Origin of the sequence: Shewanella sp. 10N.286.51.B7 (assembly GCF_002873615.1) — a bacterium.
In the GTDB taxonomy this organism is placed as follows: domain Bacteria; phylum Pseudomonadota; class Gammaproteobacteria; order Enterobacterales; family Shewanellaceae; genus Shewanella; species Shewanella electrodiphila.
This window is the reverse complement of the sequence record NZ_MCUF01000063.1, coordinates 15,373-35,884: the sequence shown is the minus strand read 5'-3', so window position 1 is coordinate 35,884 and position 20,512 is coordinate 15,373. Positions and strand designations below refer to the sequence as shown.

20 protein-coding genes and 1 pseudogene are annotated in these 20,512 nt (G+C 40.4%); 10 read left to right on the top strand and 11 right to left on the bottom strand.

The genetic code is table 11. The features are described from left to right. Both BCU84_RS20890 and BCU84_RS17430 read right to left on the bottom strand, forming a co-directional pair. Positions 1-230: hypothetical protein (locus BCU84_RS20890; protein WP_206747661.1), on the bottom strand; the 230-nt coding region annotated here is incomplete at its 3' end. A gap of 273 nt (positions 231-503) precedes the next feature. Next, positions 504-929 (bottom strand): hypothetical protein, encoded by a 426-nt coding sequence (locus BCU84_RS17430; protein WP_102529349.1) that lies wholly within the window; start codon positions 927-929, stop codon positions 504-506. A 317-nt stretch (positions 930-1,246) separates the two neighbouring features. Here BCU84_RS17430 and BCU84_RS17425 point away from each other — a divergent pair, with 317 nt between their 5' ends. Next, positions 1,247-1,672, top strand: coding sequence for a CBS domain-containing protein (locus BCU84_RS17425; RefSeq protein ID WP_102529348.1), 426 nt, complete (start codon positions 1,247-1,249; stop codon positions 1,670-1,672). A gap of 105 nt (positions 1,673-1,777) precedes the next feature. On the opposite strand, the gene BCU84_RS17420 is transcribed toward BCU84_RS17425, so the two are convergent. Continuing rightward, entirely contained in the window at positions 1,778-2,923 is a 1,146-nt protein-coding gene (locus BCU84_RS17420) for a cupin domain-containing protein (RefSeq protein WP_102529347.1), read from the bottom strand. A 247-nt stretch (positions 2,924-3,170) separates the two neighbouring features. Further along, positions 3,171-3,617, bottom strand: coding sequence for a hypothetical protein (locus BCU84_RS17415; RefSeq protein ID WP_102529346.1), 447 nt, complete (start codon positions 3,615-3,617; stop codon positions 3,171-3,173). Positions 3,618-4,082: 465 nt separating this feature from the next. On the opposite strand from BCU84_RS17415, the gene BCU84_RS17410 reads away from it, so the two are divergent. Further along, a complete protein-coding gene (locus BCU84_RS17410) occupies positions 4,083-5,147 on the top strand; it encodes a sensor domain-containing diguanylate cyclase (protein ID WP_157936240.1) in 1,065 nt (354 codons plus the stop codon). Between the two features lie 88 nt (positions 5,148-5,235). Here the strand turns inward: BCU84_RS17410 and BCU84_RS17405 are convergent, their stop codons facing one another. Further along, on the bottom strand, positions 5,236-5,670 hold the full coding sequence (locus tag BCU84_RS17405; protein ID WP_102529344.1) for an SAM-dependent methyltransferase: 435 nt from the start codon (positions 5,668-5,670) through the stop codon (positions 5,236-5,238). A 9-nt stretch (positions 5,671-5,679) separates the two neighbouring features. Beyond that, complete coding sequence (locus tag BCU84_RS21050; RefSeq protein ID WP_241906476.1) at positions 5,680-6,126, bottom strand: DMT family transporter; 447 nt, start codon at positions 6,124-6,126, stop codon at positions 5,680-5,682. A 16-nt stretch (positions 6,127-6,142) separates the two neighbouring features. Here BCU84_RS21050 and BCU84_RS21045 point away from each other — a divergent pair, with 16 nt between their 5' ends. Continuing rightward, complete coding sequence (locus tag BCU84_RS21045; RefSeq protein ID WP_241906475.1) at positions 6,143-6,445, top strand: hypothetical protein; 303 nt, start codon at positions 6,143-6,145, stop codon at positions 6,443-6,445. A 363-nt stretch (positions 6,446-6,808) separates the two neighbouring features. Then, the gene (locus BCU84_RS17395) at positions 6,809-7,393 is read left to right on the top strand and encodes a TetR/AcrR family transcriptional regulator (RefSeq protein WP_102529343.1); all 585 of its coding nucleotides are present in this window, start codon (positions 6,809-6,811) and stop codon (positions 7,391-7,393) included. Between the two features lie 125 nt (positions 7,394-7,518). Here BCU84_RS17395 and BCU84_RS17390 read toward each other — a convergent pair whose 3' ends face one another. Both BCU84_RS17390 and BCU84_RS17385 read right to left on the bottom strand, forming a co-directional pair. Next, entirely contained in the window at positions 7,519-8,082 is a 564-nt protein-coding gene (locus BCU84_RS17390; protein ID WP_102529342.1) for a hypothetical protein, read from the bottom strand. Positions 8,083-8,092: 10 nt separating this feature from the next. Continuing rightward, positions 8,093-8,917, bottom strand: coding sequence for a cytochrome c3 family protein (locus tag BCU84_RS17385; protein WP_102529341.1), 825 nt, complete (start codon positions 8,915-8,917; stop codon positions 8,093-8,095). 504 nt (positions 8,918-9,421) lie between these two features. Here BCU84_RS17385 and BCU84_RS17375 point away from each other — a divergent pair. From BCU84_RS17375 to BCU84_RS17365, 3 genes are all read left to right on the top strand, one after another. After that, a complete protein-coding gene (locus BCU84_RS17375) occupies positions 9,422-10,180 on the top strand; it encodes a helix-turn-helix domain-containing protein (protein WP_241906474.1) in 759 nt (252 codons plus the stop codon). Positions 10,181-10,227: 47 nt separating this feature from the next. Continuing rightward, on the top strand, positions 10,228-10,749 hold the full coding sequence (locus tag BCU84_RS17370; RefSeq protein ID WP_102529350.1) for a hypothetical protein: 522 nt from the start codon (positions 10,228-10,230) through the stop codon (positions 10,747-10,749). A gap of 440 nt (positions 10,750-11,189) precedes the next feature. Continuing rightward, positions 11,190-12,017, top strand: a complete 828-nt coding sequence (locus BCU84_RS17365; protein ID WP_102529338.1) for a tetratricopeptide repeat protein — start codon at positions 11,190-11,192, stop codon at positions 12,015-12,017. 56 nt (positions 12,018-12,073) lie between these two features. Here BCU84_RS17365 and BCU84_RS17360 read toward each other — a convergent pair. Next, positions 12,074-12,335, bottom strand: a pseudogene (locus tag BCU84_RS17360) (integrase core domain-containing protein); the annotation flags it as partial. Positions 12,336-12,602: 267 nt separating this feature from the next. Beyond that, positions 12,603-16,427, bottom strand: coding sequence for a bifunctional proline dehydrogenase/L-glutamate gamma-semialdehyde dehydrogenase PutA (gene putA, locus BCU84_RS17355; protein WP_102529337.1), 3,825 nt, complete (start codon positions 16,425-16,427; stop codon positions 12,603-12,605). 608 nt (positions 16,428-17,035) lie between these two features. Here putA and BCU84_RS17350 point away from each other — a divergent pair. Then, on the top strand, positions 17,036-17,284 hold the full coding sequence (locus BCU84_RS17350) for a DUF3297 family protein (RefSeq protein WP_102529336.1): 249 nt from the start codon (positions 17,036-17,038) through the stop codon (positions 17,282-17,284). Between the two features lie 121 nt (positions 17,285-17,405). On the opposite strand, the gene BCU84_RS17345 is transcribed toward BCU84_RS17350, so the two are convergent. Further along, entirely contained in the window at positions 17,406-18,305 is a 900-nt protein-coding gene (locus BCU84_RS17345) for a universal stress protein (RefSeq protein WP_102529335.1), read from the bottom strand. Between the two features lie 129 nt (positions 18,306-18,434). On the opposite strand from BCU84_RS17345, the gene BCU84_RS17340 reads away from it, so the two are divergent. Together BCU84_RS17340 and BCU84_RS17335 are read left to right on the top strand one after the other, a co-directional pair. Beyond that, complete coding sequence (locus tag BCU84_RS17340) at positions 18,435-19,652, top strand: cation:proton antiporter (RefSeq protein ID WP_102529334.1); 1,218 nt, start codon at positions 18,435-18,437, stop codon at positions 19,650-19,652. 170 nt (positions 19,653-19,822) lie between these two features. Beyond that, positions 19,823-20,464 carry a LysE family translocator gene (locus BCU84_RS17335; protein ID WP_198589607.1) on the top strand — a complete coding sequence of 214 codons (642 nt, stop codon included), beginning with the start codon at positions 19,823-19,825 and terminating at the stop codon, positions 20,462-20,464. Positions 20,465-20,512 lie beyond the last annotated feature (48 nt).

Here is a 20,512-nt window from a genome sequence, read left to right as displayed (position 1 = left end):
TTTACAGTTGTCACACTTGGTTTTGTTAGCGCATTTTTCACATTTGTCGCACTTGCCTTCACCTTTGCACCCTTTGCAATTGTCACATTTGGCTTTGTTAGCACATTTTTCACATTTGTTGCACTTGCCTTCACCTTTGCACCCTTTGCAATTGTCACATTTGGCTTTGTTAGCACATTTTTCGCACTTGCCTTTATTTGGGCAGTGGTCGCCATCTGCTTGGTGAGCATGTTCTAAATTCATGCCGCATTTAGGGCAGGTATCGCCATTCTGACCTGTTACTTCTGGATGCATTGGGCAAGCATGTGACTGTTTCTGCTCGGCAACATTATGATGTGCCGCAGTGGCCACTTGTACCGTCGAGCTGATTAAAAAGAGACTTAGGACGATATAAATTATGTTTTTCATTGCTTATTTCCATTAAAGATTCGGGCACGTTGTTCTGAATGATGTCAGTGTCCGTGGTTTATAAATAAAGTGACTAATTGTTGCTACTGTTAAGGTTAAGCAATGGGAGGTCTTAGGTGCTGCGTTGGCAGTATTGATTGAAAGTAGGGGGTAAGGCTGACAATTTTATTATCTGGATGATGAAAAATTTGCCAAGGTTCATGCATCAACAGAGTGTCAGCAATACTGATATAAAAGCAGTTATCACAATCCGATGAGCAAGGGGTTAGGCCATCACAATGATGGGCTTTATTATTGGATAGAGTTTCATGTAGATGGTTTGCAGAACTGCAGGCTGTTAATAAAGTCGGTGCCAGCTTTCTGTCATGGGGAACATCGGTTTCAGAACTGATTATATTGTCAGAGTGAGCGAGATTGCCTACCTTTGGCATCATAAAATTCGGATTCGCAAATACCAACTGGCTGAACAGCGTCAGTATGGTAAAAACATATATTGTCCGTTGCCGAAAAAGGGTAAACATATCAGTTCCATAAAATATTATGGCTTGAGCTTATCACCATTTTTTTTCAATGAATCTGACTCAATTCACAGTTACAAAATCAACCTATGCCTTGTCATCATCAGCGATTTAATCTGTTAACTAGATCACTGGTGTTTATCTCTAAGCTGTTTGCATTCTCCTTATACTCGGCCTCATATTTTTATCTGATTATTTCCTACAAAAGTCCGCTTTCTATTTAATTCGTTAAATATAAAATGAGCGACTAAGTGCTTCATCTAGCTATTTCTGCCTATTTTGATTAATCTTTATTAAGTCACAGCTTAAGGAGTAAAGCGATGAAAGTAAGCGACATTATGACACCCAACCCTGTTTGTATTAGTCATCAGGCTAGCTTAAAGGATGCCCACTTATTGATGCAAAGTCGTAATGTGCGTCATTTACCTGTTATCAGTGAAACAACAGGAGAGTTCATCGGCTTACTGACACACAAAAAGATGATAGCAAGTGTGTTAAATACCTTGAACAAGTACGGTCAAGGCGCACTCGATAGAAAAGAGCGTTATACGCCCATCGCAGATATTATGGAAACCGAGGCGCAAAAGTTAGGTTTAGATGAACCTCTGACCGTTGTCGTGCAGTATTTTATTGATAATAAACTAGGTTGTTTACCGGTGGTTGATGAGGAAAATAAGGTACTGGGGATTGTGACTTCATCGGATTTTGTCAAACTCTGCCAGCGATTGCTGTTGATGCAGAAGTAGGGGCTGTGATTATTTAGCTAAGTATTAATTCATGGTTTTACGATATTCATCGTGACGCATTTTTTATAGTGCCGCAATATTCATTGCGGCACTCTTAAGCAAGTTTTATTCGATTTCGTCGAAATACCAATAGCCTGCGTTAACCCAGTGGGTTAATTGCTCAACCACTTCATCATCATTTAGCCATGGGCTTAAGTCTTGTGCAGTTAACTCTTGGGTATCACATAGCAGTGCAATTAAGGCTTCTTTATCTGCTGATATTTGAAGTTGCTCGCCATTGATATACAGCACACCGTCAGCAACGCTGGTTTCAAAGTACAGCGTGCGCAGGCCGCCAAGCTTTACTAAAGGTTGTAGTTTAAGTTGCTCTGTGACATCTAGGGTTTGAAACCCTAAACTTTCTTCTGGTAAATCTAGCTCACATTTAGATTGTGTTAGGTAACGACCACTAAATTCACTGACTAATGTGTCATCAAGGGTAGCAAGCAGTTGTTGCTTAATACGTTCAAGATCGCTGTTATTCACTATGCCAGAATGTTCACTGATAACGCGATCAGGATCGGCTATTTGATCGTTACATAAGTCTTTGTCGATGATGTGATCTGCCATTGCGCTAACCATGTCTTTAGCTGAGGCAGTTCGATAACCCACAGAAAAGCTCATTGATGGTTCAAGTGTCACACCGTCATGAGGGTAGCCTGGTGGTAGATATAGGATATCGCCTGGAAGCAACTCTACATCAATAATCGGATCGAATGCTTCGGTGTGCAGTAGTGCTGGGTGTGCAGAGAATTCTTTGTGTGGACCAAGGTCGCCAACTCTCCAGCGTCGTCGGCCAGAACCTTGGCAAATGAATACGTCATATAGATCAATGTGTGGACCCACTCCACCGCCAGGTGTGGCATAGCTCACCATCACGTCATCTAAACGCCAGCGCGGAATAAAATCAAAACATTTAAGCAGTTCTTCAGCTTCAGGCACCCAGTTATTTAGGGCTTGAACGATTAAGGTCCAGTCTGTTTCACCCAGTTCTTCATAAGATTCAAATGGGCCAAATTCAGCTTGCCATTGATCATTTTTCTTAAATACACGGCGAGACTCAACCACATCTTCATAAGCCAGCCCTGCCATTTCTTCTGGTGATAGCAAATCTTCAAAGTGTTTAAAACCTTGACGGATCACCAGTGGCTTTTTTTGCCAGTACTGTTCGAGAAATTGTTTTGGCGTCATACCATTTAAATCTAATTGCATGTTTATTACCCACTAAAATTTGCGGCGATCCTAACAAGTATTAGCAATGAGTAATTTGCCTGAGATCATATTATGGCAGATTAGTTTTTGAAAATGATGAAGCTCAATGATTCGAAAACCAGATTCGAAAAACAAAGTCGAAAACCAGATTCGAAAACCTGATTCAAAAACCAGAGTCGAATAATCGTAACATGACTGGTATGTCGTTTAGTTTCGGGATGTTTACTGCAGGTTGAATAACTTAAGTTTATCTAATTGCCAAGATCAAGCGACCATCATTAAGCTTTTCATTCACCATTGCGCCATCTAGTTTCTGTCCTAAAGGTGATTGTGGAGTGATAACGACAATGTTTCCATCGTCGAGTTTTATGCCGCCACAAACAGGTAATAGCCAGCAATTCATGCCAGCTTCTAAGGTCACTATCGCACCAAGGTTGATGTCATCTTCGGCCGTAAAGTCTTTAAGAGGAAGCGCCGTTAAGCGTTTTATCATGATATCAATATCAGCGACTCGTTGTGATTGTCCATGTGCTAAGTAAGCGGCTTCTAAACCGATTGTGTCATATTGAGTTTCTGCCACGCTTTGTTCATTGGTGGCGTCATTATGGGCATCTTCAGCTGCACTCAGTGCCGTTTGGCGTTGGACTATCAATATATCTAACAGATTTTGCAGCAAAGATTCTTTTTCAGTCATAGGGCGCTTACTTACTTCTCTTATTCAGTGCTTGTAAAGGTGCAGCTGTTAATAACAATAATTCTTGTGATGGTAAATTTTATCAAATTAATAGCAGCATTATCGGGTTATTTTCTGAGTTACCCTGAATCAATAATTATCTAATTTTTGCATGAGCGTTGAGTTAACGTCGCGTGTAAATTGGCATGGATACGGTTTGATTAGATAGTTATAAAAGTTTGATTTAAATCTAAGTTTTATCAATAAACTCATAATTTTCTAGCGGTTTTTTGTTAATTTAAATAGGATGGGATAATGAAAGCTAGGCTTGATGGTGTAGTTTAATACACAAGTTAATTGACTTGAATTAACTCAAGTTTAGGTTGATAAATATTTAGCTTTCAAAGCAAGTAAGGCCATGGAAGTGATTGTTGTATGTTCTATTTTGATTAACAGTATCAGAAGGCTATGAAACCAGTAAAAAGCATGACAACAAACGCACGATATGCGGAACTGTTTGGCTCCTTAGTACGTGTGAGTAAAGGATTGAATAAGGTCAGTTCCCTCAAGGAAATGGCAGCTTTCTTACAAACAGAAACCAGTACATTGTTTCAATTGACCGATGTGTGGATTTATATCACCGATGCGAAACGAGCGGGGTGGCTGAATCATGTGGCTGGTGTTGGTCCTAACGCTGAAATCATGTCTACTATAGTGCCTCACATTAACTACAATGATGATCCTATTTTCAAGAAGATGCTTGGCCAACGAAAAATCTTTTATACCGAAGATTTGTTGATTGAGCCCGAGGCAAATAAAGATGTTACTCCGTTACTTAACCTTCGAACTGTAGTGAATTATCCATTATTTGTTGATGGCAAAGCACTTGGAGTGATGGCTTTTGGTAGTTTTGGCGAACAAACCGTCATTCTATCGCCGACTGAGCTGAATTACTTCGATGTCATAACTGAGCAAACAGCACTCACTGTGTCGAGAATGCATTTTTTCGATAAATCTCAGCAAGATCATCTCACCAAGTTATCTAATCGCTATGGATTAGAAAAGAAACTGCGAAATTTAGATGATAACAATAGTGACTGTGATTCAGCACTTTGCTTCATCTACCTAGATTTAAACAACTTTAAGCAGATAAATGACAATTTTGGCCACCTTGCAGGTGACCATATATTGAAGACATTTTCGAGTTACCTTTTAAAAGAGCTTAAAAGTGCAGATATCATTGCCAGAGTAGGTGGTGATGAATTTGTGCTGGTTTTTTCTGTTCCTGAACAATGTGATATTGACGATTTTGTTCACAAAATTATTCAACGTATAAAGCATCATTGTTGTACTGTCGATTATCGAGGTAACAAGTTTCAATTGGAGTTTGCTTGGGGGCATGTTGCCGTTGACAGTAAGGATTACTCTATTAATGACTTGTTTAACGTTGCAGACATCAAGATGTATCAACTTAAAAATTCGCAAGTAAAAGTAAAAGTAAAATCTGCACGAGTTGTAAAATCGCAAAAACAGGTGGCTGAAAAAGCGTAAAGCCATGACTAACGATAATAGGTTTTTCGTGGCTTTTTGTTGTTCATATTTTAAACTGCCATGCAATATCAATGACGATTAAGTGACTTTATTGATTGCTCACTTCTCGTTTAATTGCAGGCTTAATATCAATTAATTGAGTATGGTTTAAACAATCTAACCCTTTCACCGTGATGACCCCATTCCTTATATTTTCAATAGGCAAGACCGCTGCGCCAATTGGATTTGGGCGATTGGGAGAGCGCAAAGCAAATGTTCCCTTCACCATTTGTTGCCTGCTTGTTTGAACGAGTTCATTACGTGACGCGTCACCTAGCCAGTATAAAATTAAAATATCTTGCCCGTCACTGAGTCCAAGTAGGCCTTCTTTATAATCATCATAAAGCGCTATCTCGCACACTGGACCATTATCTTGAATGTTATTCGGACACGTATCGATGGCAAGATATGGGGTGTTAATTTGGCCAATAAACTTTAGTGTGGCTTTTGTTGATGTTGCTGCTGTTATAGAGGTTTTAGGCATGGTCTTTCCTTAATGCTCGTTCTTTAAACTAAATAGGGTGTAAAAAAATATCGTCGTGATAATGACTGCACCACCTAAAAGGCTGGTGTTAGCAGGAATTTCACTAAAAAACATAAATGCCCATATAGGTGCTAGTACAGTTTCAAGCATTAACGTCATCGATACTTCAGGAGCTGAGATGTGACGAGTTGCTACCATGGAGAAAACACGGCCTAGGGGAGCTGTAAATAAACCCATAACGCCCATAATCAACCAAGTTTCCATGCTATAACTTGAGGGAGTAGCAAAGTAAAACATCACTATGGCGAGTAATAGCCCACCAAGACCAACACTGGCTAGCCTGCTGATATCTTGATATTTACGTAGTAATGTAAACATCAGTGCTAAACAAGTGACAGAGAACAGGGCCAATAAGTCACCCAACCAATTTCCTGTGTTCACAGAGCCCGATACCACGATAGTTATCCCTATCATGACAGCGACGATTGCGAATAAGGTTGAGCGATTAGTGGTTTCTTTTAGTATCAACCAACTGAAAATGGCGGCAATGGCAGGAGTGGCGCTTAAAATGACAAATGTGTTGGCGATAGACGTCATTTTAATGCTAAACACTAAGCCTGTTGCACTCCCTAACATGAGTATGCCTGATACCAGTATTGGCCAGCCGCTTGCTGTTAACGCTTTTCTGATCCCACGTTTATCATTCATTTTAAGTAATATCGGCATCGAAATTGCGCTGAATAATCCAAACAAAAGGCAGTATCGAATCCGCTAACGCCTGCATAGCGAATAAATATGGGATCGATACTCATTAGCACAGCGCCTAACAATGCGAGTCCAAAGCCTATCTTTCTTGAATTAGTCAGTGCTTTGGTTGTTGAATTTGTCATCTTAATACCTCAAAATAAAATCATACCAGCGAGTGTGATTTTATTTTGATAAGCTGCCAATGCAAATCATACTCTGCGGTATGATATTTTTGAGCTTAAATTCACTTGGATTGATTAAAGAGCGAATTAGAACTACTGGTAAGGCTTGAAGTAAGGCTTGAAGTAAGGCTTGAAGTAAGGCTTGAAGTAAGGCTTGAAGTAAGAATTGAAGTAAGAATTGAAGTTAGAATCGCGAATGAGGGAGCCAGATGAGCAAAATTGAACAAAATAAACAAAAGAAGAGACTGGCAATTTTACGTGCTGCGCAAGAACAGTTTTTAACTGCGGGTTATGGTCTTGCGAATATGGATTGTATTGCAAGTGAAGCACAAATGACCAAGCAAACCGTCTATCGCTATTATGCTTCTAAAGAAGCCTTATTTAAGGCAACCCTGGAGCATATGGGTTGCCAGTTCGATGATAAGGCAACGCAATATTTATCACTGGATGATAATCATGCCGCTTTGCTTGGTTTTGCAATTGAATACATCAGTTTCCATTTATCTGATGAGCACATTGCGACTTTTAGATTACTGGTAGCTGAAAGTGGAAACAGCCCTGAAATAATTACTAGCTTTTTTAGTGTTGGGCCTGATGACGTGCAGCGAGTATTAGTTGAATTTTTCCAACAAAGATTCAATGTCACTGACATTGAAACCACAGTTGAGTTGTGGCTAGGGATGTTATTAAACCATAGAAATAAGGTGTTAATGGGCATGACTTCACCGACACGAAGTGAAATTGAGCATTACGCTGAAGCAGCGACAGCATTCTTACTTCGAGCTGTTGAGTAAAAATAAAAAGCACAGTTCTGGCACATCTCAAACAAAATTATCCAAAACAAAAAAAGCCGTAGCAAACCGCTACGGCTGTGAATGCCTAATGCCTTTTATGGGGATCGGATCAGGCCGGGTGATGGCTATTCTCCAGCGGGAATGAGCTCGAATTCATTAGTGGCCTTTACCCCATGAACTTGAATTGCGACTTTATAAAGTGCTACAGCACCTGCTGAGGCTTTGCTTTCAAGATCTAGGTCTATCGCGTTAAAAGTGTATTGTCCTTCAGTTTCGGTTTCGGTTAATACGCCACTGCATTCATCTTCAGTTGTAGGATCACAGCTAAACGTTTGACTAACATGCCAGCGTTTCCAAGCTTTAGCGTTAGAAGATGATGCATTAGGGTCGGGATAACCTAAGTAGATAATGTCGTAAGTGCTGGCATCGGTGATGGCTTTTTCATCGCCATTATCTAGGGTGAAGGTTAATGCGCCAGTGGCAGCATCAAACTCATCAACCGTTAACACTATCATATCTGCATCATCAATCTTCACCACTTCACTCGCTGGTGGATCAACAGGATCGGTTACTGGTGGTTCAACTACAGGCGGATCGACTGGATCCGGTGCACTGGTATCGTCGTCACTTCCACACCCTATAAGCAGTAGGGAGCTAGCCAGCAAGGCGCTCAATAATTTAAGTTTCATAATGAGCTCCTTAATTGAAATGTCCGGTATGACAAGTTTGACACTCTAAGTCACCTTTAACACTGGCAGCAGAGCCCATAGTTTCAGTTGTGCCATGACAGGTTTGACAGGCTTGAGTTTCTTCTGAAGCCATCGCTTCAGGTAGAGCTCCAATGACTTCACCAGCATAAGCGCGGTTAAGTAAGTCAACAATGTAGTAAGCCATACTGGCTGATAATCGTTTACAACGTTCGCCTTTTTCGACGAAAGGTTTACCGCCGTTAGCACCTGACCAATTACTGATTGATGAATGACATAATGGGCTGTTGGCCACTGAAGTTTTACCCACAAGCTCGCTTTTCTCTGCTGTTGAGCCAATACCTGCCACAAACTCGTCAGATGATAGTGGTAAATCTTCTCTTTCGTAGTAGCGGAAAGAGGCCGAAATAACGGCTGAATTTTGGTCATTAATATCGCCGAGAATGTTGATCAACATACCTGCTGCGTTTAAGTTACCGCAAATAGTGCCTTGCCCGACAATACCTGCCCAGCCATAGCCTGCTAATGCCGTAGGAATTGAGGCAAAGTTTTCTGCATCAACACTTGAAGATTCGGCTAGTTTAGTGACGATTGAATGAAATACTTGATGCATACACCCGCCACCTGTTTCATAAGCCAGTTTTGCAGTGGCCATTGCATCTAGTGGTACATACTTTAATTTGTCACCGAGTTCTAATCTAAAGTTTCCATCAGCATCTGTAGCTGCAAAAGCGGATGTTCCGACTAATGTTGCACCGGCTGCAACAGTGCTCATTCCAATGATTTGGGTTAATGCTTGGCGTCTGTTCATACTCATAATAATCACCCTATATCTAATGTTATTGTTACTCAGTTTGTGTTTTGTTTTTATGACTTGCTTCTATATTTAAATTGGTTCGAGTTATCTCATTTAGCGCTGCTTCAATGTTTCTATATATGAGGCTAATGCGCTGCTCGATGAATCTAATGTAAGTGATGGGGGGATTAATTTTGTGATGTAAAGCGAAGAAATATAGGCTGCGAAATGGACTTTAAATTCGCAGTTGATTGCATTTGTAAAGTGAGTAAACAATGTGAATTTTGGGTTGAGTTGGCTGCTAACGTGATTGCGATCACGTTATTTTTTAAATTAATTAACATTAAAGGCAGTTTTAACGACTCGTTAGGTTGCATTTATATTGTTAATTTGTGTGATTTACGTCGCATTTTGTTGTTGTTCATTGCTTTTTACTTCATAAAAATTGCAATTAAAAGCACTAAATTAAGCAGGATCACAGAATTATCTATGGGTTGTTTTAGACTGGGTTAATGAGGCGTTTTAGTGGGGAAAGTAATGCAATTAGGGCATTGCAAATTCGATGTTAATAAAGGCGAATTAGTTAATAACCAAAGTGATGAAGTTTGGCGCCTTCCTCGTGCTGAGTTACAAGTACTAACATTGTTAATTGATTACCAGGGTAAAGTGGTGGCTAAGCCATTATTAAAAACTGGCAATGGCCAAGAGCAACCATTAAGTGATGCATCGGTTACCCATGCTATTTTTACCTTAAGAGCATTCTTAGGTCCACAATATGAGTCATTGATTGAGACTGTCAAAGGGCAAGGGTACTTATTAAAGCATCACCGAAGTCGTAAGCAATCGGTGAATTTTTTTTCTCACCCTCAACGCTTTGCCATCACCACTATTATCACTTTGGCAGTTGCACTGTTAATTAGTGGCTTGATGTTTATCCGTTTCTCGCCACCTAAAGCGTTACCTGTTTTACCTAACAGCACAGCAACAGTAAAACTGACTTCAGGCCAAACAGTTGATGTGATTTTATATTCTAGTTCTAAAACCAATTTAGCATTATTAAAAAAGCAGGGGATGCAATTACAACAAAGCCTAGCGCAATGTAATTCAACGTCTTGGAAGCGTGTTTTTTTGTCTCTCTCCCATGACGAGCAGGTGCTAAATATTACCTTACGTGGCGAACATTATGGCCAATCTGTTATCCGTAATCTAAAAATTAGTGACTTACGACAACCCAAGAAATTTGTTAGCCAAGCATGGCTAAAAGGAGTTGAAATTTGTGATTAATTTTATGTGCTGGATTAACAATGATTGTACTTTTAAGAGGTGCTCACATGGTTAAAAATTGGCGTTGGGTAATCAATATCATCATATTGACCATACTGTTGAGTTGTATCGGTGTGATAGCAAATCTTACCGCTTCTAGCTCGCCAAGCTTTATGCTCAGCTGCAGCTCTGAGCTGTTTAATCATCATAATGACCAACAAGATAGTAATCATTATTTACTTGTGGATCTATTATCTAAAGATGGCCAGGTTCAAGTGCATTATCGCTATTTTAATATCGATGGCAGTTCAGCTGGTACAGTGTCAATGCAAGGCAAGGTTAACAGCATTGATACTGAAAATATGATTTACGATATTTCAGTGAATACCAAACAAGAAAGCCCATTAGCTGAACATCAACAGGTTCCTGAGCACTATCGCTACCTTTCTTATGTCAGTAACCTCAACTTAAGCAGAGACGGAATGCATAACCTTAGCTTGCAGATTATTGAACAAGATAAAGCAAAGGATTTTGCAGTGGTGTTATTTCAGCCTAGTAATACAGTGTGTGGCTGCCGTTTAGTTAATTGATTCTGAATTAATATGTTATATGGCTTAGTTTTATTATGACTATGATTATTATAGGCATATTTAACTTGGGAGTTTGAGAGCTTAATTGATGTTAATACTTTCGCATTATTAACTGGGATCGCTAAATCTTTTTCGTAAATTACTTTTGCCATTTGTGTAAAAAATATATACGTTACTAATATAAGTATTCAATTAAGTAAAAGCACTCAATTAAGTAAAAGTACTAGCTGAATTTTCAACTAGTCCTAGTTGCTACTGACTTTGAATATATCGCACTTTATTTCATATTTTTATTTAGTGTTAGTTTAGTCAAGCGGAGCTTAATTCTTATATCAGAATTAAAACTCGGTCTTTAGTTTAAATACTCAACATGCTGTACGTGGACCACATGTAGTGTTTTTGCGGGTTGAAATTACTCAAATGATATAAAAGGATTCACCATGATAAGGATAATCAAAAAGCTGACATTGTCGGCTGCACTTCTATTAGTCATTCCGTATGCTAATTCCTCAAATCTAGAGGCCTGTGATACCGCTGAATGTAGGGAGTATTTCAAGGCTTATAAAATTTTAACTAAGAGAGGCCACTCTGATGCAATGGCAACGTTAGGTGAATTTTATTATGCGGGCTACGGGACCGAAAAAAATGACACAAAAGCGTTAAAATGGTTTCGACGTGCGGCTAAATATGACAATACCGTCGCTCAATATAAAGCTGGTGTGATGTATTTACAAGAGAGCGATTACCAGGATATTGATAAAGGTATATCGTACTTGAAAAAAAGTACCAAGGTCGATTTTTCACCAAGTTCATTGGTATTAGGCAAGGTCTATCTTGGTGGCCATTTGGTTGAACAGGATCAAGCTGAAGCGGATGTATGGTTATCAAAGGCATACTCACTCAATAATACTGAAGCAAGAACATTTGCTAGACAATTAAAAGATTCTGAAGATGCTAAAAACTTGAGTTTACCCAAACTTTTTAGCTTGTTACAAGCTAATCGTAATGCTCAAGAAGGCCAAAATGCCCCTATAGGTGAAATGGAAACGATCACTGTAACCGCTCCTGACTATTCAAAATATTTTAATGAACAAATTGCTCGACTTAACAATAGTCGTCCAGATACTGAGTCGGGAACAGGAACAAATATTGCTGGAAGAAGCTGTGCTGAAATGTGGGGATGTAGCTCTGAAGGTGATAGTGAGCGAATTAGAGATGTATTACTCTCTGATTGGGGCCTAGTGGCACTTATATTTAGAAATCATTAATTAATATTGAGCGTTTATTTAAGGGAGGCTAAACAGCCTCCCTTATTTTTTTATTTTTAAAGCCTGTCCCGTCCTGAAATAAGTTGACGGTTTTTATTTGGCCAGTAGCGCCTGCTGCTGGTCTTTTTCAGCACTTGATTTGGTGTTTTCATACCTAAACTTAAATGTGGCCTCAGTTCGTGATATATAAAAATAGATTCTTCAACGAACAACTTTAACTCATTAAGGTTACTGCACGGGAATAATAAAAAACTCCTGTTTTAATATCCCGTTTACACGCTCTGCAAGTGCGTTTTGATAGCAATCATATCCATTAGATGCCATAGGTGGTTTGGGCTCGCTTATAAGTCATGGTGCCTTTTTCCTATAGCTGCTACAACTTGTAGTTTAAAGCCTAATGAATAATTCTATTGTGTTCGTTTGATGCGGGCAGGTATTGGTGTTGTCATAGTAAAGTTCAAAATGTGTAAACACATTTAGGACGATATAAAATGCATTAAAAAAGCGAACCATGAGTGGTTCGCTTTTTTATTATGACTGCTAATACACGCTTACCTGTTTATGGGTAAGCTACTTTGAAGCGTATTAATCATCTTCAACTAACGTCATCAGAGAGGTGTTACCACCCGATGCCGTGATATCAATACTCACGGTTTTCTCTGTCAGTAGACGCTGGATCAAGTTATCGAAATACTCAGAACTGATCACAGGTAATATCGCACCTTGACGTTCAGCTAATTTCTCACTGATGTAGTGTTTACGATCGCAGTTACCATCAATAACCACACCCGATAATTTAGGATGAGCCAATAATGTCGGTAAATGACGATATCTTGCCACTTGGAAGATATCTTTGTCTGCGCCAGTTGCTATCAACTTATCTCTAAATACCAATGCTTCATCATGGTATAAATCAGACACCACGGTGATAACTGTATTACCTGTTGCCAATGCGGTTACGATTGAGAGTACCCAGAAGTGGAAGCTGACATTTTCATCGGCAAAACAAATAATATTGCCGCGGTTTTCCAAATAAAGGGTATTAGATTCACCCGTTGGCCCAGGCAGTACCTTTGGCTTTTTCAACAGTTTTTCAATATCGATTAATTGATCTCGAGAAACCTTCAAGGTGTAATTTAAATCGTCTGCTAAGTCATCAACGATATCAACTTGGGCGATTTTAGCCAGTAACTGACGTACACAAGAGGTACGGGTGTTTAAGTCCGTTAAACGCCATTGCTTTTCAACCTTGTTGGCTCTATCCATCAGCAATGTTGCTTCGGATATAGACTGTGCATCACAATCTTTCTCAATAGCTTGCGGCGGTAACAGGTCAAAATCATCGGCATTAGGTGTGGCTTTTTCTTTTACCAAACGTGATAGATAATTTGGCCCACCGGCTTTTGGCCCCGTCCCTGAAAGACCGCGACCACCAAATGGTTGCACACCGACAATGGCGCCAATCATATTGCGGTTGATATATACATTACCTGCACGTGATAATCGGGCGAGATCAATTGCTCTGTGCTCTATTCGGGTGTGTATGCCCATGGTTAAACCGAAACCTGTGCCATTAACGCTTTCGATGACATTTTCTATTTCATCACCTTTAAAGCGTACCACATGGACACATGGGCCGAATACTTCACGTTTTAATACACTAATGTCATTGATTTCATAAAGGCGCGGCGCAAAGAAGAAGTGTTCATTGTCAGCAACTTCAGTAGATATGTCGCATTGATATAGCAACTTACCATAGTCTTTCATGTAATCACTGTGGGCGTTTAATGCGCTCAGTGCTTTTTGATCAATAACAGGGCCAATATCGGTACTGAGGAACTCAGGATTACCAACGTGTAATTCAGCCAGTGCTCCTTTGAGCATGGTAATGACATTATCAGCAATATCTTCTTGTAAAAATAACACGCGAAGCGCCGAACAACGTTGACCCGCAGACTGGAAGCCTGATGATATAACATCATCCACAACTTGCTCTGGCAAAGCGGTTGAATCAACTATCATACAATTTTGACCGCCAGTTTCAGCAATCAATGGCACTTGATGGCCGCCGCGCTCAGACAAGATTTGCGAAATCTTAGTACCTGTTTCAGTTGAGCCTGTAAACATCACAGTTTGAATGCGCTCATCTGGCAGGATAACACTACCGACTAGGCTACCTGGAGCAATCACAGCTTGAACTACACCAGTTGGCAGACCAACATACTTCATCAGTTCAATGGCGCGCAGAGCAATTAAGCTGGTTTGTTCTGCTGATTTTGCTAACACGGTATTACCGGTGGCAATGGCTGCAGCAACTTGGCCTAAGAAAATAGCTAATGGAAAGTTCCAAGGGCTAATACATAACACCACACCGCGCGGCTCTATGCGGTCATCTTCAGCTAATTCAATGGCTCGGTTAGCGTAATAACGGCAAAAATCGACAGCTTCTCGTACTTCATCGATACCGTCTTGAGCAACTTTACCGGCTTCTTTTATACATAACGCAATCAGTTCGTCGGTATGACGCTCTAAGATATCTGCGATACGAGTTAATAGCGCGGCGCGTTCAATGACAGATACTTGTGACCATGAAGCGAATGCCGTTTGCGCAGTGTCGATCATCGCCAGCATGGCATCTTTATCGTGGAAATGGTGATAGCCAATGATTTCATTATGATTGGCAGGATTTTTCACTGCCACAGCGCCTTCTGGCACATCAGTGGCATTAAGTTGTTTGTTAGTAAACCAGTTATCAAGTGATTCTTTTAGTGGCGTGATCTCGTTGATGTTGGTTAAATCTAAACCTTTTGAATTATCACGATTTTCGCCATCTTCACTGTAATATAAAGCAATCGGTTTAAGGATTTGCTGATTGTATTTCTCTTTTAATCGCTGAGTTTTTTCTACTGGATCTTCAAGTAGTGACTCAACCGGTTTTGACTCATCAACAATGGCATTAACGAATGATGAGTTGGCACCGTTTTCCAATAAACGACGAACCAAATAAGCGAGTAAATCTTCATGGTGACCCACAGGCGCATAAATGCGGCATTGAATGTGTTCGCCACTGACGATTTGATCATAAAGTGAATCGCCCATGCCGTGTAAACACTGGAATTCGAAGCCTTCTTTATCATCACCAGCAAGCTCTACAATGGTGGCTGCTGTATAAGCATTATGAGTCGCAAACTGTGGATAAATAGTGTCTCTGTAGCCTAATAATTTATTGGCACAGGCATGGAATGACACATCAGTCGATGACTTACGGGTGAATACAGGGAAGTGACTATGGCCATCCTTTTGGGCATTCTTAATTTCGGTATCCCAATAGGCACCTTTGACTAAGCGCACCATCATTCTACGGCCAACACGCACCGTTAATTCACGTAGCCAATCAACCACAAAAATCGCGCGTTTTTGGTAAGCTTGTAAGGCAATACCAAAGCCGTTCCAACCCGCTAAGTCGTCGTCGCTAAATACGGCTTCGATAACATCAAGTGAGATATCTAATCGTTCTGATTCTTCAGCATCAACGGTCAAGCCAATGTTATACTTTTTGGCCTGTAAACATAGGGCTTTAAGCTTTGGCACTATTTCGTTCATCACTCGTGATTTATGGGTAAATTCGTAACGAGGATGAATAGCAGAAAGCTTTACAGAAATGCCAGGGACTTTTCTAGGATCATTTTTACCAGACGCTTGGGCTACTTTACCAATGGTTTCGATGGCGTCTTGGTACGATGCTAAATATCGGTTGGCATCGTCCATAGTACGAGCGCCTTCACCTAGCATGTCATAGGAATACACGTAACCTTGTTGCTCTTTTGTGGCAGCACGCTCAGTTGCTGCGACGATCGTTTCACCCATCACAAACTGCTTGCCCATGATTTTCATAGCGTAGTTCATTGATTTTCGAATGACGGGTTCGCCTAGGCGGCCAATGGTTTTCTTCAATAATCCAAAGCGATCTTTGGTACGTCTATCGGCATAATCTACCACTGAACCTGTGATTAATAAGCCCCATGAAGAAGCATTCACAAATAATGAATCACTGCTGCCTAAATGGTTGCTCCAATGGCCTTGGGAGATTTTGTCGCGAATAAGCACATCTTGGGTATGTTTATCAGGTACGCGTAAAAGTGCTTCTGCCAAGCACATCAATACCACGCCTTCTTCACTTGAAAGTGAATATTCATTAAGTAAGGCATCGATTGCACCATTGCCTGATTGATCTTGACGAATTTTCAAGACCATTTGGCGTGCGCGTTCCCACGCCTTACTTCGGGCGCTAACGTTAATTTCTGCTAGAGGGAGAATATGATCTACTGCGATGTTTTCATCTATACGATAAAAATCGCGAATTTTTTGACGGATTGGACAGTCAGAAATTAACTTACCTTCAAATAGCATGTGCTTGTCCCCAAAAATGAGTAAATATTGCGTCACCGGCAATTAAAATTATTCCAATAATTATTATTATAGTTGTCCGATAACAGCAGTTGAGTGCTGTTTCAATACGCTACTGAAACATTATTTATTTTTAGCAAATTATTTATTTATAAAGTGTGATTTACCTTCAATAATTCTAGGTGAGAATATCCTCCATCTTGCACTTCTGTGTCAATACTCATTTAGTCAAAAAGATGTAAAGTTTTTTAACGAATTTAACTTGTCGTTAACCTTTGTTGGCACTAATTCTTGCCCACCTAGCTAGAAGCAGTAATTTGCCTATTAACGTGACTTTTAAACTAAGATTTTAAATCCGTTTTTAATCGTCTGCTTTCTGGTAAAGCTCTACTCGATTTATCATTGTTTTGTTAGTGAGTTTATCGATGATTTTCGGTTACTTTTATTGTTATGTCTGTTTTAAACGACGCCTAGAGGTATAGGTGACACTGACACCGTTAATCAAACATCCTTGCTGCAGCATTTATTCATGAGTATATGATGGCTACACTTGAGCAAAGCGCCTGTATTGCCTACAATAGCGCTAGATTCTATTACTACAGAGCATGCTCATGAACGATACAACTTCACAACCCGCTTTACCTGATCGCCTTTCTGTTAATCCACGCAGCCCACATCATGTTGAAGCTGTTTTTGAAAATGACATTGGCATCAAAGTTAATGGCAAAGAACGTTTTGATGTTGAAGAGTACTGCATCAGTGAAGGTTGGGTTAAAGTGCCAGCAGGCAAGGCGTTAGATCGTCGCGGTCAACCTTTATTAATGACAGTTAAAGGCACAGTTGAAGCATTTTATCGTTAAGTAGTACGGTAAAATTTCGCATTTTAAAGGCTTAGTAATCATGACTAAGCCTTTTTTGTGTCTAACTCAATGGTGGGTTAGTTTGTCGCCTTATCAATTAATCAATTAATCAACCAGTTAATCAATCAACGGCTTGCTGAGGAATCAACAAAATATGACTACGGCTTCGCGCTAAAATAGCCTCCGCTGTATTGCCTATCACTCTGCCCATAATGCCTTGTCGCTGCACAGCGCCCATCACTAAATATTCGGCATTTAATCGACAGCTGAGTTCAAACAAACACATATCAGGGTTACCTGCCAAAATATGAACATGGTCTCTATCAATACCAATTTGTTCTATGGCTTGTTGATGCTTATCGTAAGCTTCTTTAATCAGTACGCGGCTATTTAATATATCCATATCGCGTAGTATTTTAGGAATTCTGATTACAAACCCAAGGTGCAACTCGTGACCTGTGACTTCTGCTAGACGGCGTGCTTGGTTAATCACCGCTTGATTGAGTGCTTTTTTAACGGGTTTGTTACTGCCCAAATCCACCGCCATTAAAATTGTCCCTGCTTTACTAAGCAGATTATGAGTTAACAGCATTAATGGTACTTTAGTGTGGCGGATCAGTTGCCAATCAGCAGGTAGAAAATAATCGGACTCATGGATAGCCTTTAACATCATCGCGTATTGCTGAGGTTTAGCCTGCTGGCAGGCATGCTCGGCTAAATCTTTACACCATGTGATGTTGAATGGGATCTTGGATGGGGTGTTGAAGGGCATATCCGTTGGAGTAATCTCAGCAGCTATGTCGCTGAGTTGTTGTTCTAGCTCTAGCTTCTGCGTAGCTAGAATTTGCTGGCGTACATCGGCGGCGATTCGTGGATTATAGTAGGCATCGCCGCTGAATGATTCGTAGCTATAGGCTGCTATTTCAGGCTGTAGATTCATTTTTTTAGCTAGCTCAATTCCCGCACTCACCGCATTGGCTTGTTGCTGATTTTTTTGAGCAATAATATATAGCTTATCCATGGCAACCTCCTGATATATTCCTTCATACATTACCTAAGTCAAATGTACCAAAACAGCTGATTTACTCCTTGATCTTTATCATTGATAAGCTCAATATTTAATCAAAGGAGCAGCGATTAGGAGGCGTGTATGACAGTAGAGCAGTTTATTATCGCGTTATGCTTAATTCTGCTTTGCGGTAAGGTTTTAGGGAGCATATTTGAGCGGCTTCAATTGCCTGCTGTCGTCGGTGAAATCCTAGCTGGACTGTTATTGGGACCTACATTTCTCAACATTGTCACGCCCAATGCGACACTGGCGGTGTTGGCTGAACTCGGGGTCATTTTACTGTTATTTTCCATTGGCTGCGAAACGTCAATTAAGCGTTTATCTCAAGCGGGATGGCGGGCTGCGCTAGTCGCTGTTTTGGGGATCGTCATTCCAATTATTATGATTGGAATCAGTAGCGCCTATTACCTGACGGATTCATATTTTACTGCGCTGTATTTAGGCTGTGCGTTAACAGCAACCAGCATCGGTATTTCATTACGGGTGCTAAGCCAAGCCCAGCAAGCACAAACTGACGTTGGTAATGTGATTTTAGGTGCTGCGGTGATTGATGATATCGCTGGCGTTATTTTGCTAAGTCTGTTGTTTAACTTTGCAAGCTTTGGAGAGTTTGATTTAGCCAGTTCGTTAATACTGACCGCCAAAGTACTGCTTTTTTTAATCTTAACACCGCCAGTGACACGGGGTTTGCTGTATCTGGCTCGAGCACTCAAACCCTTTGCTGATAAATCAGGTTATGAAGTGATCATCACCATGGTGTTGATTTGCCTATTTTCATGGTTAGCGCATTGGTTTGGTGCGCCTGCACTATTAGGTGGTTTTGCAGTGGGCTTAGCGTTAAGCCGGCAATTTACCTCACCGTTTAATCGCTATTTAGTGAACCCTTTTTCTTTTACTCACAAGATGGAAATATCCACTAAAACCATGGTCGATGTGTTTGCGCCGATATTTTTTGTATACGTGGGCATTCGTTTAGATTTAAGTCAGCTAGATTATAGCGCTGGCGGGATTATGCTGTTGGTTTGGCTTACGCTGCTAGCGATTTTAAGTAAATTGCTCGCAGGCTGGTTTGGCGGCAGAACATGGCAAGCCAAAGCTGTGGTAGGCAGCGCCATGATCCCAAGAGGTGAAGTGGGCTTAGTATTTTCAGAGCTTGGTTATCAAATGGGCATTATTGATAGTAAGTTATTTACTGAATTAGTGGTGATTATAGCGATCACCACTTTAGTAGGTCCGATGATGCTTAAATGGAGTATTAAACAACAGGTTAAGAAATTCCCCCAAGTTAAGCCGAATTAAGGGGTCTCCAGTTTGATTTATGCAGGTTATTGCTGGCTTTTTAAGTTGTGAACATCAGCTGTAAACAAAATTTGCCAATGTTAGCTCTCATTTAACAACAACATGACTTTTATTCATGTTGGAAGGCTGTAAAATCCGCGCCTTGTTTAATCACGAACCTAATACTCATCATGATCGATCTGGCCCTACTTCCTGTTTATCTAACCACTGTGGTTGCTTTGCTATTAATTCCTGGCCCAGACATGCTGTTGATTGCCAGCTCTAGCTTGAGCTATGGCCGTAAAGTGGGCGTGTACGCTAGCTTTGGTAACGCAACATCGGGGTTAATCTTAACCTTACTAGCGGCTATGGGCGTGTCAGCTCTGGTGGCAATGAACCCTTTTGCTTTAGAAGTATTAAGAGTATTGGGCGGTGCGTATTTACTCAAAATGGGCTGGGATTGTATGCGCAGCAGTGCGGCTGATGCGCCCGAAATTGAACAACAAAATAACTTAGCCAAATTATTGTATCGCCGAGCAGTAATGAGTAATTTGCTTAACCCTAAGGCGCTAATCTTCTTCGTGCTCTTTTTACCGCAATTTGTCTCTACTCAGCTTAGTGCTAGTTCAGGCGAGCAGATGTTAGCATTAGGCCTGCTGCTTAACGTAATGGGGTTATTATTCAATTTATTGCTGGTGGCATTAGTGGGAACCCTAGGTAAGCCACTGCTTAAAAATGATAAATTTAGAACTTACCAAAATAAGTTTATGGGGCTGATATTTTTTGCCTTAGCGATTTGGTTACTGGCTTCACAGGTGCAAAGTATTGCTTAATTGAATGGGTTAAGCTTAAAGCTTTAGGTTAAAGACTGTAGATTAAAG

Bases quoted from the DNA above. Each gene is read 5' to 3' on its own strand.
- putA (WP_102529337.1), bottom strand. From the start codon at position 16,427: ATGCTATTTGAAGGTAAGTTAATTTCTGACTGTCCAATCCGTCAAAAA.
- BCU84_RS17335 (WP_198589607.1), top strand. From the start codon at position 19,823: ATGATCGATCTGGCCCTACTTCCTGTTTATCTAACCACTGTGGTTGCT.
- BCU84_RS17350 (WP_102529336.1), top strand. From the start codon at position 17,036: ATGAACGATACAACTTCACAACCCGCTTTACCTGATCGCCTTTCTGTT.
- BCU84_RS17390 (WP_102529342.1), bottom strand. From the start codon at position 8,082: ATGAAACTTAAATTATTGAGCGCCTTGCTGGCTAGCTCCCTACTGCTT.
- BCU84_RS17425 (WP_102529348.1), top strand. From the start codon at position 1,247: ATGAAAGTAAGCGACATTATGACACCCAACCCTGTTTGTATTAGTCAT.
- BCU84_RS17415 (WP_102529346.1), bottom strand. From the start codon at position 3,617: ATGACTGAAAAAGAATCTTTGCTGCAAAATCTGTTAGATATATTGATA.
- BCU84_RS17340 (WP_102529334.1), top strand. From the start codon at position 18,435: ATGACAGTAGAGCAGTTTATTATCGCGTTATGCTTAATTCTGCTTTGC.
- BCU84_RS17345 (WP_102529335.1), bottom strand. From the start codon at position 18,305: ATGGATAAGCTATATATTATTGCTCAAAAAAATCAGCAACAAGCCAAT.
- BCU84_RS17410 (WP_157936240.1), top strand. From the start codon at position 4,083: ATGACAACAAACGCACGATATGCGGAACTGTTTGGCTCCTTAGTACGT.
- BCU84_RS17395 (WP_102529343.1), top strand. From the start codon at position 6,809: ATGAGCAAAATTGAACAAAATAAACAAAAGAAGAGACTGGCAATTTTA.
- BCU84_RS17370 (WP_102529350.1), top strand. From the start codon at position 10,228: ATGGTTAAAAATTGGCGTTGGGTAATCAATATCATCATATTGACCATA.
- BCU84_RS17405 (WP_102529344.1), bottom strand. From the start codon at position 5,670: ATGCCTAAAACCTCTATAACAGCAGCAACATCAACAAAAGCCACACTA.
- BCU84_RS21045 (WP_241906475.1), top strand. From the start codon at position 6,143: ATGACAGCGACGATTGCGAATAAGGTTGAGCGATTAGTGGTTTCTTTT.
- BCU84_RS17365 (WP_102529338.1), top strand. From the start codon at position 11,190: ATGATAAGGATAATCAAAAAGCTGACATTGTCGGCTGCACTTCTATTA.
- BCU84_RS17430 (WP_102529349.1), bottom strand. From the start codon at position 929: ATGTTTACCCTTTTTCGGCAACGGACAATATATGTTTTTACCATACTG.
- BCU84_RS17385 (WP_102529341.1), bottom strand. From the start codon at position 8,917: ATGAGTATGAACAGACGCCAAGCATTAACCCAAATCATTGGAATGAGC.
- BCU84_RS17420 (WP_102529347.1), bottom strand. From the start codon at position 2,923: ATGCAATTAGATTTAAATGGTATGACGCCAAAACAATTTCTCGAACAG.